Source organism: Streptomyces sp. NPDC041205 (assembly GCF_055591765.1).
Map to the genome: position 1 here is coordinate 12865 of NZ_JBVIZH010000002.1, position 15080 is coordinate 27944.

Here is a 15080-nt window from a genome sequence, read left to right on the forward strand (position 1 = left end):
GGAGAGCCCTCCCGGAACCGCGCGCACCGCGCCGCCCTCGCCGACTGTGCCGCATCCCGCGCGCCAGCACGGCGCAAATCGGCACGCATGGCTGGATCTTGAGCCCGCACGCCTCCCCCGTAACTCCCTGTGGCACGAAATGCCCTGATTCTTCGGGCTGTTGCCCGGACCTCGCTTCGGCTTGATTCGCGTGTGTTCACACACACGATCGGCACCTTACCGCCGCTCGCGATGGCCGATGTCAGTAGGATCGGCCGCTGTTCCTCGTCCGCCCGAAACGGGGACGGCGGGCGGAACACCCAGGCCTGGCAAGGGGATTGGTGCGTAGTGAGCCACATCATCGTGAGGCGCCCGCCTCGGGTTCTTCCGTCCGAGGTGCCCACCGCGGAGATCGTCCTGCAACCCCCGCCGGAGCTGCCGCGCGGCCAGCAGGAGGGCGCGATGATGCAGCTCCTGCCGATGCTGGGCATGGGTGGCTCGGTGGTGTTCTTCTTCATGCCGAATTCGCATCCGTTTATGAAGATCATGGGCATGGTGATGGTCACCGCGACGCTGGCGATGACCATCGCGATGGTGATCCGGCACCGCCGCGGCACCCAGGGCCAGCTCGCGGACATGCGGCGCGACTACCTCCGGTACCTGAAGCAGACCCGCCGCTCCGCCCTGACCACCGCGAAGGCGCAGCGCGACGCCCAGTACTACCTCCACCCCTCCCCCGAGCAGCTGTGGGCCCTGGTCGCCGAGGGCAGCCGGGTCTGGGAGCGGCGCACGGGCGACGCGGACTTCGGGCAGGTGCGCGTCGGCCTCGGCTCGCAGGCCCTGGCCGCTCCGCTCGTCGCCCCCGAGACCGCGCCGGTGGACGAGTTGGAGCCGCTGACCGCGGGTGCGATGCAGCGCTTCCTCGCCACGCACGGCACCGTGGAGTCGCTGCCGATGGCGGTGTCCCTGCGCGCCTTCTACCACGTGACGGTGAGCGGCGAACCGGACGCGGTACGCGGCACAGCCCGCGCGCTGACCGCCTCGCTGGCCTCCCTGCACTCCCCCGACGACGTGCTCGTCGCCGTCGCGGCGGGCCGGGAGGAGGCGCCGCACTGGGAGTGGACCAAGTGGCTCCCGCACTGCCAGGCGCCGGGCGCCGCGGACGGGGCGGGCAGCCGCCGCCTGATCACCGGCGACCCGGTGGAGCTGGAGGCGATGCTGTCCGCCCGGCTCCAGGGCCGCCCCCGCTTCCACCCCGGCGGGACCCCGCTGCCGGAGGAGCCGCACATCGTCGTCGTACTCGACGGCCTGTCCCTGGACCCGACGTCCGTCCTCGCGTCCGTCGAGGGACTGCAGGGCGTCACCATCGTGGAGGTCGTGCCGGGCGAGCTCGGCGGCGGGCGCGGCGGGCTCTCCGTCGTCGTACAGCCGAAGTCGCTGCGCCTGGAGTCGGGGCACGGCCTGGTCTACGACGGCACGCCCGACCTCCTGTCGTACGAGGCCGCCGAGGCGCTCGCCCGGCAGCTGGCGCCGCTGCGGATGGCGTCGCGCGGCGACGACGGCCAGCCGCTGCTCGCCAACCTGGAGTTCACGGAACTGCTCGGGCTCGGCGACGCCGACTCGGTGGACACGAACCGGACCTGGCGCCCGCGCGCGCAGGCCGAGCGACTGCGCGTCCCGATCGGCGTCGGCGAGGACGGCAGGCCCGTGATGCTGGACCTCAAGGAGGCGGCGCAGGAGGGCATGGGGCCGCACGGCCTGTGCGTGGGAGCCACCGGTTCCGGCAAGTCGGAGCTGCTGCGCACCCTGGTCCTCGGCCTCGCCGTCACCCACTCCTCCGAGAGCCTGAACTTCGTGCTCGCCGACTTCAAGGGCGGCGCGACCTTCGCGGGCATGGCGCAACTGCCGCACGTCGCCGCCGTGATCACCAACCTCGCGGACGATCTGACGCTGGTCGACCGCATGGGCGACTCCATCCGCGGCGAGCTCAACCGCCGCCAGGAACTCCTGCGCGACGCCGGCAACTACGCGAACATCCACGACTACGAGAAGGCACGCGCCGCCGGAGCCGCGCTCCAGCCCGTCCCGTCCCTGGTCCTCGTCATCGACGAGTTCAGCGAACTGCTCACCGCGAAGCCCGACTTCATCGACATGTTCGTGCAGATCGGCCGCATCGGCCGGTCCCTCGGCGTGCATCTGCTGCTCGCCTCGCAGCGCCTGGAGGAGGGCCGCCTGCGCGGCCTGGAGACCTACCTCTCGTACCGCGTGGGTCTGCGCACGTTCTCCGCCGCCGAGTCCCGGGCGGCCCTCGGCGTGCCGGACGCCTACCAACTGCCGAACGTGCCCGGTTCGGGCTATCTGAAGTTCGGCACGGACGAGATGGTGCGCTTCAAGGCCGCGTACGTCTCCGGGGTGTACCGCACGGGATCGGCGCAGGCCGCGGCCCTCGGCGGGCCCCTGCCGGTGGACCGGCGGCCCGTGCTGTTCACGGCCGCCGAGGTGCCGGTGCGGTACGCGGCCACTCCCCGGCCAGGACCGCGGCCGACCCCCGAAACGGACGACGCGCTCGCCGACACCGTCCTCGACGTCATCGTGCGCCGCCTGGAGGCGCAGGGCCCGGCCGCGCACCAGGTGTGGCTGCCGCCGCTGGACAGCCCGCCGTCGCTGGACTCGCTGCTTCCGGGGCTCACCGCCGTGCCCGGACGGGGGCTCACGCAGCCCGGGTACGAGGGGGCGGGCCGCCTCGTCGTGCCGCTCGGCCTGGTCGACAAGCCGTACGAGCAGCGCCGCGACCCGCTCTGGTGCGACTTCTCGGGCGCGGCCGGCCATATGCAGGTCCTGGGTGGTCCGCAGTCGGGCAAGTCGACGCTCCTGCGCTCGCTGATCGCGTCGTTCGCGCTCACCCACACCCCGCGGGAAGTGCAGTTCTACTGCCTCGACTTCGGCGGTGGCGGCCTGTCGGCGATCGCCGGGCTTCCGCACGTGGGCGGGGTCGCGTCGCGCCTCGACCCGGAGCGGGTGCGGCGCACGCTCGCCGAGGCCTTCTCCGTCATGACGCGCCGCGAGGAGTACTTCAGGTCGGCCGGCATCGCCTCGATCGCCGACTTCCGGGCACGCCGGGCGCGCGGCGACATCTCCGTCACGGACCAGCCGTGGGGTGACGTCTTCCTCGTCATCGACGGCTGGGGCAACTTCCGCACGGACTACGAGAACCTGGAGCCCGCCGTCCTCGACATCGCCGCGCGCGGCCTCGGCTACGGCATCCACCTGATCCTCACCGCGTCACGGTCGATGGAGGTCCGGGCGAACCTCAAGGACCACCTGATGAACCGCCTCGAACTGCGCCTCGGCGACACCATGGACTCCGAGCTCGACCGCAAGGTCGCCGCCAACGTCCCGGCCGGTGTGCCCGGCCGCGGCCAGACCCCGCAGAAGCAGCACTTCATGGCGGCCGTGCCGCGCGTCGACGGCCTCTCGTCCGACACCGATCTCGCCGAGGCGACGGCCGCGCTCGCCACCGAGGTCTCCCGGCACTGGACGGATCCGGCCGCGCCCGCCGTACGGCTGCTGCCGCGCGAGCTGCCCGTCGCGCAGCTTCCGCCCGGCCACCTCTTCCCGGACCGCGGAGTGTCCTTCGCCCTCGACGAGGACAACCTCGAACCCGTCTTCGTGGACTTCGAGCAGGACCCCTTCTTCCTCGTCCTCGGCGAGAGCGAGTCCGGCAAGTCCAACCTGCTGCGCCTGCTCATCCGACGCCTCACCGAGCGCTACAGCGGCGACGCCTGCAAGCTCTTCGTCGTCGACAACCGCCGCTCCCTCCTCGACGTCACCCCGGCCTCCCACCTGGCCGAGTACATCCCCATGTCCAACGCCATGGACCACCACATCAACGCCCTGGTCGACCTCATGCGGCGGCGCGCCCCCGCGGACGACGTCACCGCCCAGCAACTCCGCGAACGCAGTTGGTGGCAGGGCCCGACGGTGTACGTCGTCGTCGACGACTACGACCTGGTGTCCACGTCCAGCGGCAACCCCCTCGCGCCCCTCACCGACCTCCTCCCCTTCGCCCGCGACGTGGGCGTCCGCTTCATCCTCGCCCGCTCCACGGCGGGCGCCGGGCGCGCCTCGTACGAGCCGTTCCTCCAGCGCATGAAGGAACTCGGCGCCCAGGGCGTCCTGCTCGCCGGCGACCCGTCCGAGGGCGACCTGCTGGGCGGGGTGCGGCCGCGGCCGATGCCCGCCGGGCGGGGGATCTTCGTCTCGCGGAAGCGGGGGAAGCCGTTGGTACAGACGGGGTTGGTGGAGGGGAACCAGTGAGATGCCGGGTCGGCCGGGCCGAACGGGCGGGACCTGCCGGGTTGTCGCTTGCTGTGTGCCCCCGGCACACACGCGGTGACAAGTAGTCTGAGCGCACAGTTCATGCGTACGTCCGTACGTCGGGAAGTCCGGAAGTCGGGAAGGGGTCGCTTCACATGGCCGAGGCACAGGAGCAGGCAGCGGGCCGGGCACGGGGCCAGGAGTCCGAGGAAGAGATCAAGGCGCGCAAGGAGCGGGAGAAGAACGAGCTCTACGGCCTCGACATCTCCGACGTCGAATGGCACAGCGCGCCGGGCACCGAGACCCACGAGGAGCGCGTCGAGATCGCCTACCTTCCCGAGGGCGCCGTGGCCATGCGCTCCTCCCTCGACCCCGAGACCGTCCTCCGCTACACCGAGGCGGAGTGGCAGGCGTTCGTCCTGGGGGCGCGGGACGGGGAGTTCGACCTGGAGCCCGCGCCGCACAACGGTGGGGTGGTGGCGGAGTAGTGCGCGGCTCGGGCGGGGTTCGCGGGTGGTGGAGGGGCAGGTGAGGTTCCGGTCATGAGGACGGACGCGGGTGGGGGCGGGGACGCGGGCGGCATACCCCGCCCGCCGCGAAAGCCCGTGCGACGGTCGCGGCCGGCCGAGCTGGCGGACGCGACGATTCCGGCGACGCCGGGACCTCCCGCCGTCGACGCCGCGGCGGAGGCCCAGGCCGACGCCACCGACTCGCGCACCGGCCCCGACTCGGACTCCGGCCCCGCCACCACAACCGCCACCGCCACCGCCACCGCCACCGCCTGAATACGCCGCGGACGCCGCGAGTTCGCCGCCCTCCTCGGTGAGTTCCGGCGCACGCCCGTCCTGTTGCCCCTCGGGGAGCACGACGCGTATCCGCTCACCGCGGGCTTCAACGGCGTCCGCTGGATCTACGCCTTCGCCGACGAGGCGGCCCTGGCCCGGTTCGCGGTCCTGCGCGGCGAGTCGGACCGCCCCTGGGACTGCCCACACCTGCTGGGCGCCCGCCTCCTGGACGGAGTCGTCCCGGCGCTCGGAGTGCCGTGCGGAGTGGCGCTGGACGTAGGCAGCGAACGACACGAGGCACTGTTCCCGCCCGTCACGGGGATCGTCCCCGACGCCGCGGCCGTGGACACCGACACGAACGGGGAGACACGGGGATGAGCGGCGACGCCAAGGACCTCCGGGCGGGCGGCCTGGACCTGATCGCTCAGGGGATCACCCTGACGCGTGAGAATGACCGCGGCGAACTCCCGAGCACACTTCAGGAGTACATCTCAGATCTCCTGGACAGCTGAGCGACGCACACGTCGATGGCGTACAGCGCCTCATCGGACGGATCACCCTCTACAAGGCCCGCATGCCCGCCGACGGCATCCTCGACGAGAACCGGTATGTCACCTCCGCTCGTGGCTCAACGTCCCCTTTCAGTCAGGCGGCTGAGGACGGCAGTCCGCGTACTGCGACCCCGACTGCTGCGTGATGAACAGCCACGCGCGGAAGCCTCGTCGCCCAGCAGAACGGGGTGGGCATCTCCCGCGCATGCCCACCCCGCGTTCCGCGCTGCTCAGCGGCGGCGACTCACTGGAAGTAGCTGGCGCCCTTCAGGTCGCCACCCCGATAGTCACCGCCGGCCTGGCTGACCTTCTGGCCGATCTGCATGAGGGCCTGATGGATGGCCGAGGCGTGCTTGTCCCACTCCTTCTGCTTCAGGGTGTACGCGGTGTGGGCCTCGCCCTCCCACCCTTCGGCGACCCTGGCCACGGCCCGCTTGATGTCGCCGAGGTCGGACTCCAACTGCTTGGCCTGAATGCCGAGTTCGGTCGTGATGGCGTCAAGGCCGCCATACTTGACTGCGAGTTCATCCCTGTTGACGCTGGCCATGTGTGCCTCATCTCCTGATGGTCCGGTTCGGGCGGCGACGCCGGCCCGGGAAACGGCTCAGCTCAGTAGCTGCTGATCGCCGACTGCTGTCCGCCGTACTGCACATCAATGCTGTTCATGGTCGAGCGGACCTCGTCCTCGAGCCTGTCCTTGTCCTTGCGGTTGGCGTTGATGCCTTCCAGGAAGTCGACCAGGATGCGGCCGATCGCCTGCATGTGCTGGTTGATCTCGGTCTGCTTCGCGTCGAAGGCGTGCGCGCCGATACCGCGCCAGTTGCCCTCCATCGTGTCGAGCGTCCCCTGCAGGCGCCTGAGCTGCCTCTGCACCGAGTCGTACTTGTCGACGATCTCCTTCTCGAGGAGCACGACTTCCTGGTCATTTAGCTTCCGGCCATCGGCCATGAACGGGATCTCCTTACGTGAGCTGTCGGGCAATCATTGAGACTGAGTTGCTGGCGCCTGAAGCACTCAGGTATTGCGCCGCTTTCGCGCCGCGGCAAGGGCCCCACCACCGATGACCGCTGCGGCGGCGACCCCACCGCCGACCATCCACAGCTGGTCGTTGTCGTCGGACTTCGAGTTCGCTGCTTGCTCTGCGGGCTTGTCGGCGACAGCGTCCTTCGTGGGCCGCGACGCGGACTTCGAGGACTCCTCCTGAGGTGCGGAGGGTGATGCCTGCACGCCTGGGGTCTTCTTGTTGGTGAGGGGGTCGATGTCCGGCGGGCCGGGATTTCCCCTGTTCTTCAGGAGGTTCGGCGCGGGGCGCACCAGGCCGTAGCCGAGGTAGTCACTGGGCTTGTCCTTCGGCCAGCTGCGGCCCGCGGTGTCGATGAGGACGCGGAGGACCTGGTTCGCGGTCCAGGTGGGGTGCTTGGACCAGATGAGGGCGGCTGAGGCGGAGGCGATGGCGGTGCCGGCGCTGGTGCCGCCTCCGCCGTCACAGTACGAACGGAATGTCGCGTCACACCAATGGGGAAGGTTCAGGCCGGGCGCCGCCAGATCCACGTGCTCGCCGAACTCCGAGAACTTGGCGACCTTGCCGGATTTGTCAGCGGCGGAGACACCGGTGACATTGGGGTATGCCGCCGGATAGTCGATGAGGTTCTTCCGCCTCGCATCGTTTCCCACACTGGCGAACATCAGCTTTCCCTTTGAAGCGGCGTACTTCACCGCCTCTGCCTCAGCCGAGTACAGGAGGTCACCGCCGAAGGACATGCTGATGATCTTCGCGTCGCTGTCCGCAGCAGCCCGAATGGCTTCAGCGGTGTCACTCTCGGCCTTCTCGCGCTTCCCCGTGGCGCCTTTCAGACTGACGCGAAAGGAGATGACCTTGGCACCAGGCGCCAGCCCCTTCAGACCTCCTCCTCGCCCGGACCCGACAATCAGCTCTGCCATTGTGGTTCCGTGGCTGAGATAGTCGTCCAGCGATCCGCCCTTCAGGCCAGTCGCATCCTTGCCGTCAAGCACATGGCCCTTGAGAGAAGGCGTTTCTGAAACGCCGCTGTCGACAACTGCGACTTTGATGCCCTCGCCGGTGCTGACATCCCATAGCTCCTCGGCACCCATCGCGTCCAAGTACCACTGCTTCGACTGAACGTCATCGGCGACCGCACTCGGCGCCAGCCCCACAGACAGCAGGGCGAGCACGCCGGCCGCCGAGCCCGTCGAGACGATCCAGCGCCTCGCGCACCCCGCGAACAGCTCAGCCCCGCCACCGTGTCGGCCCATTCCTGACTCCACGCCCTGCACGCCCTCACTCATCACTAACCGATGACTGGCGGCACGTGCCGCCGTTCACCGGGCAGATGTGTCTCTTCTTCCTCGACCACGTAGTCGGGCCGCTGCGCGACCTCGTTCGCTCCAGGTGCAGAGCCTCGGCCCCTGCCCGCAGGGCCACGCACCAGGCCCGTGCCACCGGCGGTGAATCCCTTTCCGCGGCCTCCGCCAGCAGGCGCACGCCCCTTGGGGGTGCCGACCACGCCGTCAGGGTTGCCGACGGCACGGCGCGGCATCTGGCCCCGACCTCCTGGGACTTGGGGCGAAGCTCCCACAACGCCACGCTGCCCGGCATTGCCAGCCCCTGGAGGCGTCCTCGATCCAGTAGGGCCTCCTGCCACAGGTGCAGCAGGCCGACCGCCCACGACGCCGTCGGACCGTGGTGTGCCGGTGATGCCCGGAATTGCGGGACGCGGACCCGGCATGCCACGAGGCTGCGGTGTACCCCCTGAGATGCCTCGCCCCATTGGCGAAGGCACAGACGTCGTCGGACCATTGGGACCCCTGGCCGGAGGCACCGGCCCGGTACGCCCTGTCGGGCCTGGGCCGGTAGGGCCGCGCCCAGGAAGTCCCAGCGGCTCTTTCGGGCGTCCAACGCCTGTTCGCCCCTGCTCAGGCAACAATGACTTCCCACTCCCCCCGCGACGGGACGCCCGAGTGTCGGGGCCGTCTTGCGGTCGCCTCACAGGGCCACCACCAGGCAGCGGAGGAGGTCCGCCGTCGATACCTGTTGGGGTTGGGCCAGGTGCAGGGGGCGGCGAAGCGGGCGGAGGGCTGATGGTCTTCTGAGGAGGCAGCGTGTCGACGCTGTTGGTCTCCGTGCCCGCGAGCCCCGGACCACCAGGCCGGTCCGGGAGGACGAGGGGGCCGCGTACGTCGTTGCCTGACGGCAAGGTGTTACCCGAACCCGAAGCCTCCGGTGACACGGGATCGGCTACAGGCTGAGGCGTCGACGGGGCTCCATCACCAGGAGCAACTCCAGAGGGCACCACCGGCCTCGGCGCCTCGCGAGGATCCCTGTCATCCGGCCCAGGCCGCGGCACCCCCACATCCGGCATAACCGAAAACGTAGGCGCCTCCTGCCCCGCCATCTCGTGCTGGGACACCCGATAGAACGACGCCAACCGATTCATCTGGTTGATCGCCTCTTGCCGATGCTTCTCCGACGTGACCGCGGCCTCGTAGGCCGCGTTGCCGTCCACCCTCTTCGGAGAGGGGATGTCCTCCACGGCCTTCGGGTCGGCGCGCGTGTCCCGCGGCGGCATGGAGCTGCGTACGGATGCCAGCCCCGCCCCCGCCGAGGCGATCTGGACGCTCGCGGTGTCGGCGAAGTCGGAGAGCTGGTGCGTCTCCTTGACGAGCTTCTTGCCCCACTTGCGGAAGGCCTGGCCCGCCTCGCCCTCCCAGTCGACCCGGTCGATGTGGTCGCCGAGTTCCCGGGCAGCCACGGCGATCGCGTCGCGTGCCTTCTTGAGGGCTTCGCCCGCGCTCTCCAGGTCGGCCGGATTCGCGTGCTCGACGAGGTCGATCATGTCGTTGAGTTTGTGGCTTTCGAAGCTCACAGCTTCCACCCCGAGTCGGACTTGTCGCTGCCGTAGCCGCCTTGCTCGTCGGGCTTGCCGACTCGCTCGCGCCCGGTCGGTTCCTGCTCGCGCTGGACCGACGTCTGGATCGACCAGAAGCGCTGGCGCAGGTCGTCCTCAAGGTTGTCGAAGCCGACGTCCGCGCCGTGCACGGCGATCCCCATGGCCTCGATCTGGTGGCCGAGCATCTTCGAGAGCGAGGTGAGCCGCTCGTGCACCCGGTCGTACTGTGCGTAGAGGCCGTCCGCCTCGGGGAAGGGGGCCGCCTGGCCGCTGAAGGAGGCGCGGGCGACCTTCTGGTGGCCGACTTTGGACGAACCTCCGTCCGACCCCTCGAACTCCATGAGCAGTGTGTCGATGCGCCGCCGGAACTTCTTCAACGCCTCCAGGCCGCGCTTGATGTCAGCGCCACCCGGCGGCGGTGCCCCCCTGTACCCGTCCTCGAGCACGATGCCCCCATCCCCGAATCCCCGTTGGCCTCAGCGTGCGGTTGCAGCAGGCCTTGACGGTCATGAGATTGCCGACGGCCGGTGATTGCACACCCCACCATCGTCACTTTAGCCACACGGTGAGTGACATCCAACTGGGCTTTGCGTCAGAGCAGTTGCAAATCAGCCAGCAGAAGATCCCCGTATGCGCTCCGCACCCGAAGGCACGCTGCAAGCGGTCTCCGCACCGGTCAAATTCACTCTTGCGGGCATCGAAATCCGGACAACTCATGGGTTGATCCGGCGAGTTGGTACGTTGACGCGGAAGGCTGCCGTCCACAGTGAGCCACTGTCCGTACAGTCCTCACCGTTCGCACCGGGGGAAGGAACCCGCCCATGGCGTGGGAAGAGTGGGAGCAACTCAAGGCGCAGGCTGCGGAGCGCCAGTCAACGCAGATGCAACTCAACCAAGTTGAGCCCGGCATGGGTGGCTCCCCGGGGGTGGCGCCGGGCTCGTACGGAGATTTGAGGGTCCACCAGGCCGATCTGGCGAAGATCGGTGAGCACGCCTTCGACCTCTTCGATCGGCTCAGCAGCAAGGGGCGGGTGGCGGTGCCCAGCAGTCAGCAGGCCGCGGGAGACCTGACGCGGCAGGGCTTCGCACTCGGAGGTGGGCTCCAGCACGTCGCCAAGCGCTGGGAGGAGCAGCTCAACTCGCTCCGTGACGCCTGCGCCCACATCTCGAACCACATGCGAGTGACGAAGAAGTTGCACCAGGGCGACGAGCAGCACATCGGACGACAGTTGAGCCGCATCGACGTACTCGACGCGGGCTTCGACGAACGGGTCGGCAAGCCCGGCGACAAGAACCCGGTGTACCTGCCGCCGAAGAAGCAGAAGGACGACTGAAGGACAACCGATGGACCTCGACGCACTCCGCTTCGCCAACTTCGCGGCCCTGAACGACGCTGTCGACGACTGGTCGACCCTGGTGGGCACCCTGGAGAGACTGAAGAGTGACGCAGACAAAGGCCTTCGATCCGCCGCGAACAGGGCTCAGTGGGCGGGCGTCAACGCCACCGTCTCGAAAGAGTTCATCGGCAAGACCGCCGAGGAGTTTCAGGACGCCCACACGCAGGCCAAGTCCATCCACCGGATTCTGCTGGACACCCGGGACGAGCTGAAGCGCCATCACGGTCGGCTCAACGACGCCATCGAGCGCGGGGGAAAGAAGAACCTGACGGTCGCCCCGACCGGCGACGGCGGTTTCACCGTACGGATGAACATCCATCCCGACCGGGCCGGGAAGGGAACCGACCTCCCTGACCACAGCGAGGGTGACGTCACCGCGCTGCGCGACGAGATCCAGCGGATCCTCGATGACGCCACCGAGAGCGACAGCTCGGCGAGCAAGGTCCTCAAGGCGCTCGCCGACCAGAGCACGCACGGCTTCACCGACGCGAGGTACAAGGACCGGGACAGCGCGGTCGCCGCGGTCGAGAAGGCTGACGAACTGTCGAAACTCGCCAAGAAGGATCCTCAGGACCTCACGGTCAGGGAGTTCGACACGCTCCACTCAGGGCTGAAGAAGTACGCACACGATCCGCTCTTCTCGGAACGCTTCGCCACGAAGCTCGGTGCGAAGGGAACGCTGGAGTTCTGGGCCGGGATCAATGAACCCGGGGTCAATCCCGACCTGAACGACAGCCGTCAGGGCAAGTTCGGAGAATTCCAGAAGTATCTGAGCCTCACCCTCGCGTCAGCCACGCAAAGTGACTCCGCGGGGATGGTGGACTGGACGCGCCAGGTGGTGGACCAGGGCAGCCAGCCCGTGCGTACAAACAGTGGTCCCCTTGGCTTCCAGGTCATGAGCAATCTCATGCGCTGGGGCAACTACGACGACAGCTTTCTACACAGCTACGGCACCGCGCTCATGGAGACCGAGAAGCGGCTGACCGACAACGGCAAGAGAGACGCGTGGCAGCGCACCCCCAATTCTCCGTACCTCAACCGCACCGGAAGTGACACGGGCTGGGATCCCATGACGGGGTTCCTGAAGGGCTTGTCGAACAGCCCTGGTGCGGCAACCCCATTCCTCAACGACACTTTCATGTCGAAGGGAGGCGGGCAGGACGCAGAGGTCTCGAACTTTCAGTACCTCTTCGAGAAGCGGGACTGGCCTGTTGAGGAAGGCTCCGACGGGCAGACCAGCAGCACCGGGCGGAACAATCTGGCGCTGGCACTCGAGGCGGCGACAACTGGACATCCAGCGGGCGAGCTTCCCACGACCGACATTCCACCCCACACTGCGGAACAAGCCAAGCTCATGGAAAGCGTCGTCTCCGCGGTCTCCAAGGAGAACACGCTACTCACTGAGCATCCATACATGGCAGACAGCTTCGGGCAGATGGCTTCCGAGTACCTGCACGACATGAACCGAGCGATGACCAACGATTCGGACGGGGATACGAACCGCCTCTTCCCGATCGTCGGCGAGCCGGCGGAGTTCCAGCACCGCGATGTGACTCGCTTCCTCTTCACCGTGGGTCAGCACCCCGAGGGCTACGCGGCGGTGGAAGTCGGGCAGAAGTCGTACATGGGACAACTGATGGCCCACCACCTGGACCCATCCCTTCCTGCGGATCAGCGCTACGCCAAGGATCCGCAGTTTGTTGTCGAGAACGTGGCCAATGGATCTGGCGAAGTGGCGGGAACCCTGGCCCAAGGGCGGGCGGAGGCGGTCGCAGGAGAAGCCGCAGAAAAGGACCAAGCCTACGAGGAATCCGTTGCCCGATGGAAGGACGGAATCTCTGGAGGCATCGGGACTGGCATCGGCGTGGGAACCTCCTACATCGCCAGCCCGGTGGGCGGGGCAGTAGTCGGAGGAGTGGCCGAGACGGTGACCAGCGCAGTTCTACAGGATCTGTTCAAGAACGCGGAAGGAAAAGCTAAGGGGGAAGCCGGGCTCATCATGGGCGAGACCTGGGATGCCGGTATGCAGGAGAACACCCAGTACACCGAGACTGCTGCAGAAAGGGCAGCAAAAGAACATCGGAGGACCGATCTCCCCGATGTAGGGGAATGGGCCCGAGGTGCGGCGAGACGTGGATTCACATTTTCAGAGTCGAGCGTGAACGCAATGGCATCAGACCTCAAGACGGACATTTAGGGCATTCACATAAAAGGAGGAACCTTCTCTTGGATCTCCATCGCAATCGGGTTGCATTTTCACGCCAACTCCAGCGAGTCACCATTGGAGGAGTCGTGATGCTGCTGGGAGCTGCGCTTGCAGGATGTTCAAAAGAAGGCGACCGTCAGGAAAGGAACTACGCGGCACCGAACTCCTTGTGCGGCGTGGCCGTCAACTCCGACCTACTGTCACCGTTCTTGCCGCCGGGAGACCGGGTATCCATGCAGCGAACATTTCCCGACGGAGGGACCGAGCGATGCACCGTAATCGTAGATAAGAGCAAAGTAGCGCTATTCGCCGACCAGGAGTGGCTGCCAGAAAGAGAGAATCTGCGTTTCGCAGCCCCATCGTCTGTCCGGAGGAGTCCCGACCAGGTGACAGAGAACGACAAATACCTGTACGCAGGCGCAGGGGCAACCGGTAAAACCAAGAACTGTGCTGATCCAGCGCATCCCGAGCAGCGCTTGTTCACCACAATTCAGTCGTTTACTCGCGACCGCGAAGACTCCCGCTCCATGGGGAAACTCATCAAGACCTACACAAAGATGGTTGAAAAATCGAAGGCCTGCCACCCCAGGCCATCCAGGTCCTCCAAGCCGTAAGGGGCACCCGGGTTCCCCTCCCTCAGCCTCACGTTCCCCTCCTCCGCCTCCGCCTCCCATCCCGCAAAGCCACCCCCGCCCCACCAAGCCCCGCCACCACCACGACCGCCCCCACGGCCACGTACGTGGCGATGCGGGCCGTGCGTTCCTCCTCCGTTTCGCCGAGGTGGAGTTTCGCGGCGCTCGGGGCCTTGCCCCGCTTCACGCCCTCGTGGGCGACCGGGCGTTCGATCGGGTGGTCGTCCTCGGTGAGGGCGCGGACCGGGTCGACGACGCCCCAGCCGACCAGGCGGTCGTGGCCGGACGTCGAGCGTTCGGCTGTTTGTTGGATCTGGGCGGTGATCTGGCGGGGGGTCCAGTCCATGTGCTTGGACTTGATGAGGGCTGCCACGCCGGTGACGTACGGGGCGGAGAAGCTCGTGCCGTTGTCGGAGCAGTGGCCGCCCAGCGGGACCGTGGAGATCATGTCGACGCCCGGCGCCGCGACGTCCACGAAGTCGCCCGACTGGGAGAAGGGGGCGCGTTCGTTGTTGCGGTCCGATGACGCCACCGCGAGCACGCCCTCGTACCACGCCGGGTACGTCCTCTTGACGTTGCCGCCCAAGCCGTCGTTGCCCGCTGAGGCGACGATCAGGTGGCCCTTCGCGACGGCTCGCTTCACCGCGTCCTCAAGGTGCTGCGCGGGGCGCACCGCGTTCGCCGTGTCCTGGGAGATGTTGATGATCTCCGCTCCTGCGTCCACCGCGTAGTCGATGGCGCGGGCGAGGGATGCGGTGTCGCCGTGGCCCTCCGCGTCGTTCTGCTGGATCGGGATGATCGTCGCGTCGGGCGCGAGGCCCACGAAGCCGGTGTCCTTCGCCGGGCGGGCCGCGATGATGCCGGCCACGCGGGTGCCGTGGCCGACCAGGTCCGACGTGCCGTTCTCCTTGCCCCGTTTGATCTTGTTGCCGTCTTCGTCCTTGAGATTCCTGGGGAGGTAGTTGCGGCCCTTGGACACGTCGACGGCGGGCTTGAGCTGGCGGTTCTTGACGTCGACGCCGGTGTCGATCACCGCGACCTTCACCCCCTTGCCCGTGGACTGGCGCCACAGTTCGTCGAGGAGGACCCGCTGGAGCGCCCATGGGCGGCCCGCGTACGGCTTGTTGGGGAACTCGCACCGGTCCGAGGACGGGGACTTGGTCGGCGGTGCCGCCGCCACGGGGGCGGCCGTCGTCGCCGCGACGGCCAGGGCCGCGGCCACGGCGGCCCCAGCCCTGCGCACACGCGGCGGCAACGAGAGCGAGGACAGGCGTGCCGAGGGCGCTGTGGGCATCACGGGACTCC

General features: G+C 68.1%; 14 protein-coding genes. 9 read left to right on the forward strand and 5 right to left on the reverse strand.

Going from position 1 to position 15080, the window contains the following annotated elements:
- Nucleotides 1–327: 327 nt before the first annotated feature.
- The 5 genes from eccCa (at nt 328) to ACZ6BG_RS07110 (ending at nt 5593) form a co-directional block, all read left to right on the forward strand.
- The gene (eccCa, locus tag ACZ6BG_RS07090) at nt 328–4296 is read left to right on the forward strand and encodes a type VII secretion protein EccCa (protein WP_468998054.1); all 3969 of its coding nucleotides are present in this window, start codon (nt 328–330) and stop codon (nt 4294–4296) included.
- A 155-nt stretch (nt 4297–4451) separates the two neighbouring features.
- The gene (locus tag ACZ6BG_RS07095; RefSeq protein ID WP_468998056.1) at nt 4452–4784 is read left to right on the forward strand and encodes a DUF397 domain-containing protein; all 333 of its coding nucleotides are present in this window, start codon (nt 4452–4454) and stop codon (nt 4782–4784) included.
- Nucleotides 4785–4838: 54 nt separating this feature from the next.
- Nucleotides 4839–5081, forward strand: coding sequence for a hypothetical protein (locus tag ACZ6BG_RS07100; RefSeq protein ID WP_468998058.1), 243 nt, complete (start codon nt 4839–4841; stop codon nt 5079–5081).
- Between the two features lie 63 nt (nt 5082–5144).
- A complete protein-coding gene (locus ACZ6BG_RS07105; RefSeq protein ID WP_468998060.1) occupies nt 5145–5459 on the forward strand; it encodes an SseB family protein in 315 nt (104 codons plus the stop codon).
- Complete coding sequence (locus tag ACZ6BG_RS07110) at nt 5456–5593, forward strand: hypothetical protein (protein WP_468998063.1); 138 nt, start codon at nt 5456–5458, stop codon at nt 5591–5593. Before ACZ6BG_RS07105 ends, ACZ6BG_RS07110 begins: the two co-directional genes overlap by 4 nt.
- A 283-nt stretch (nt 5594–5876) precedes the next feature.
- On the opposite strand, the gene ACZ6BG_RS07115 is transcribed toward ACZ6BG_RS07110, so the two are convergent.
- The 3 genes from ACZ6BG_RS07115 to ACZ6BG_RS07125 form a co-directional block, all read right to left on the reverse strand.
- Nucleotides 5877–6179 (reverse strand): WXG100 family type VII secretion target, encoded by a 303-nt coding sequence (locus ACZ6BG_RS07115; protein WP_380846863.1) that lies wholly within the window; start codon nt 6177–6179, stop codon nt 5877–5879.
- 62 nt (nt 6180–6241) lie between these two features.
- The gene (locus tag ACZ6BG_RS07120; protein ID WP_468482014.1) at nt 6242–6544 is read right to left on the reverse strand and encodes a WXG100 family type VII secretion target; all 303 of its coding nucleotides are present in this window, start codon (nt 6542–6544) and stop codon (nt 6242–6244) included.
- 102 nt (nt 6545–6646) lie between these two features.
- On the reverse strand, nt 6647–7939 hold the full coding sequence (locus tag ACZ6BG_RS07125; protein ID WP_468998067.1) for a S8 family serine peptidase: 1293 nt from the start codon (nt 7937–7939) through the stop codon (nt 6647–6649).
- 1358 nt (nt 7940–9297) lie between these two features.
- Here ACZ6BG_RS07125 and ACZ6BG_RS07130 point away from each other — a divergent pair.
- Complete coding sequence (locus tag ACZ6BG_RS07130) at nt 9298–9552, forward strand: hypothetical protein (RefSeq protein ID WP_468998069.1); 255 nt, start codon at nt 9298–9300, stop codon at nt 9550–9552.
- Here the strand turns inward: ACZ6BG_RS07130 and ACZ6BG_RS07135 are convergent.
- Nucleotides 9513–9986, reverse strand: a complete 474-nt coding sequence (locus ACZ6BG_RS07135; protein ID WP_468998071.1) for a hypothetical protein — start codon at nt 9984–9986, stop codon at nt 9513–9515. The two genes, ACZ6BG_RS07130 and ACZ6BG_RS07135, sit on opposite strands and share 40 nt — an antisense overlap.
- A 375-nt stretch (nt 9987–10361) precedes the next feature.
- On the opposite strand from ACZ6BG_RS07135, the gene ACZ6BG_RS07140 reads away from it, so the two are divergent.
- The 3 genes from ACZ6BG_RS07140 to ACZ6BG_RS07150 all read left to right on the forward strand — a co-directional run bounded on the left by ACZ6BG_RS07140 (nt 10362) and on the right by ACZ6BG_RS07150 (nt 13757).
- Nucleotides 10362–10874, forward strand: a complete 513-nt coding sequence (locus ACZ6BG_RS07140; RefSeq protein ID WP_468998074.1) for a hypothetical protein — start codon at nt 10362–10364, stop codon at nt 10872–10874.
- A gap of 10 nt (nt 10875–10884) precedes the next feature.
- Nucleotides 10885–13134, forward strand: coding sequence for a hypothetical protein (locus ACZ6BG_RS07145; protein WP_468998075.1), 2250 nt, complete (start codon nt 10885–10887; stop codon nt 13132–13134).
- Between the two features lie 395 nt (nt 13135–13529).
- Nucleotides 13530–13757, forward strand: coding sequence for a hypothetical protein (locus tag ACZ6BG_RS07150; protein WP_468998078.1), 228 nt, complete (start codon nt 13530–13532; stop codon nt 13755–13757).
- A 28-nt stretch (nt 13758–13785) separates the two neighbouring features.
- Here ACZ6BG_RS07150 and mycP read toward each other — a convergent pair whose 3' ends face one another.
- Nucleotides 13786–15069, reverse strand: a complete 1284-nt coding sequence (mycP, locus tag ACZ6BG_RS07155; RefSeq protein ID WP_468998081.1) for a type VII secretion-associated serine protease mycosin — start codon at nt 15067–15069, stop codon at nt 13786–13788.
- Nucleotides 15070–15080: the final 11 nt, after the last annotated feature.

Bases quoted from the DNA above. Each gene is read 5' to 3' on its own strand.
- mycP (WP_468998081.1), bottom strand. From the start codon at position 15,069: ATGCCCACAGCGCCCTCGGCACGCCTGTCCTCGCTCTCGTTGCCGCCG.
- ACZ6BG_RS07145 (WP_468998075.1), top strand. From the start codon at position 10,885: ATGGACCTCGACGCACTCCGCTTCGCCAACTTCGCGGCCCTGAACGAC.
- ACZ6BG_RS07095 (WP_468998056.1), top strand. From the start codon at position 4,452: ATGGCCGAGGCACAGGAGCAGGCAGCGGGCCGGGCACGGGGCCAGGAG.
- ACZ6BG_RS07115 (WP_380846863.1), bottom strand. From the start codon at position 6,179: ATGGCCAGCGTCAACAGGGATGAACTCGCAGTCAAGTATGGCGGCCTT.
- ACZ6BG_RS07100 (WP_468998058.1), top strand. From the start codon at position 4,839: ATGAGGACGGACGCGGGTGGGGGCGGGGACGCGGGCGGCATACCCCGC.
- ACZ6BG_RS07140 (WP_468998074.1), top strand. From the start codon at position 10,362: ATGGCGTGGGAAGAGTGGGAGCAACTCAAGGCGCAGGCTGCGGAGCGC.
- ACZ6BG_RS07125 (WP_468998067.1), bottom strand. From the start codon at position 7,939: ATGAGTGAGGGCGTGCAGGGCGTGGAGTCAGGAATGGGCCGACACGGT.
- ACZ6BG_RS07110 (WP_468998063.1), top strand. From the start codon at position 5,456: ATGAGCGGCGACGCCAAGGACCTCCGGGCGGGCGGCCTGGACCTGATC.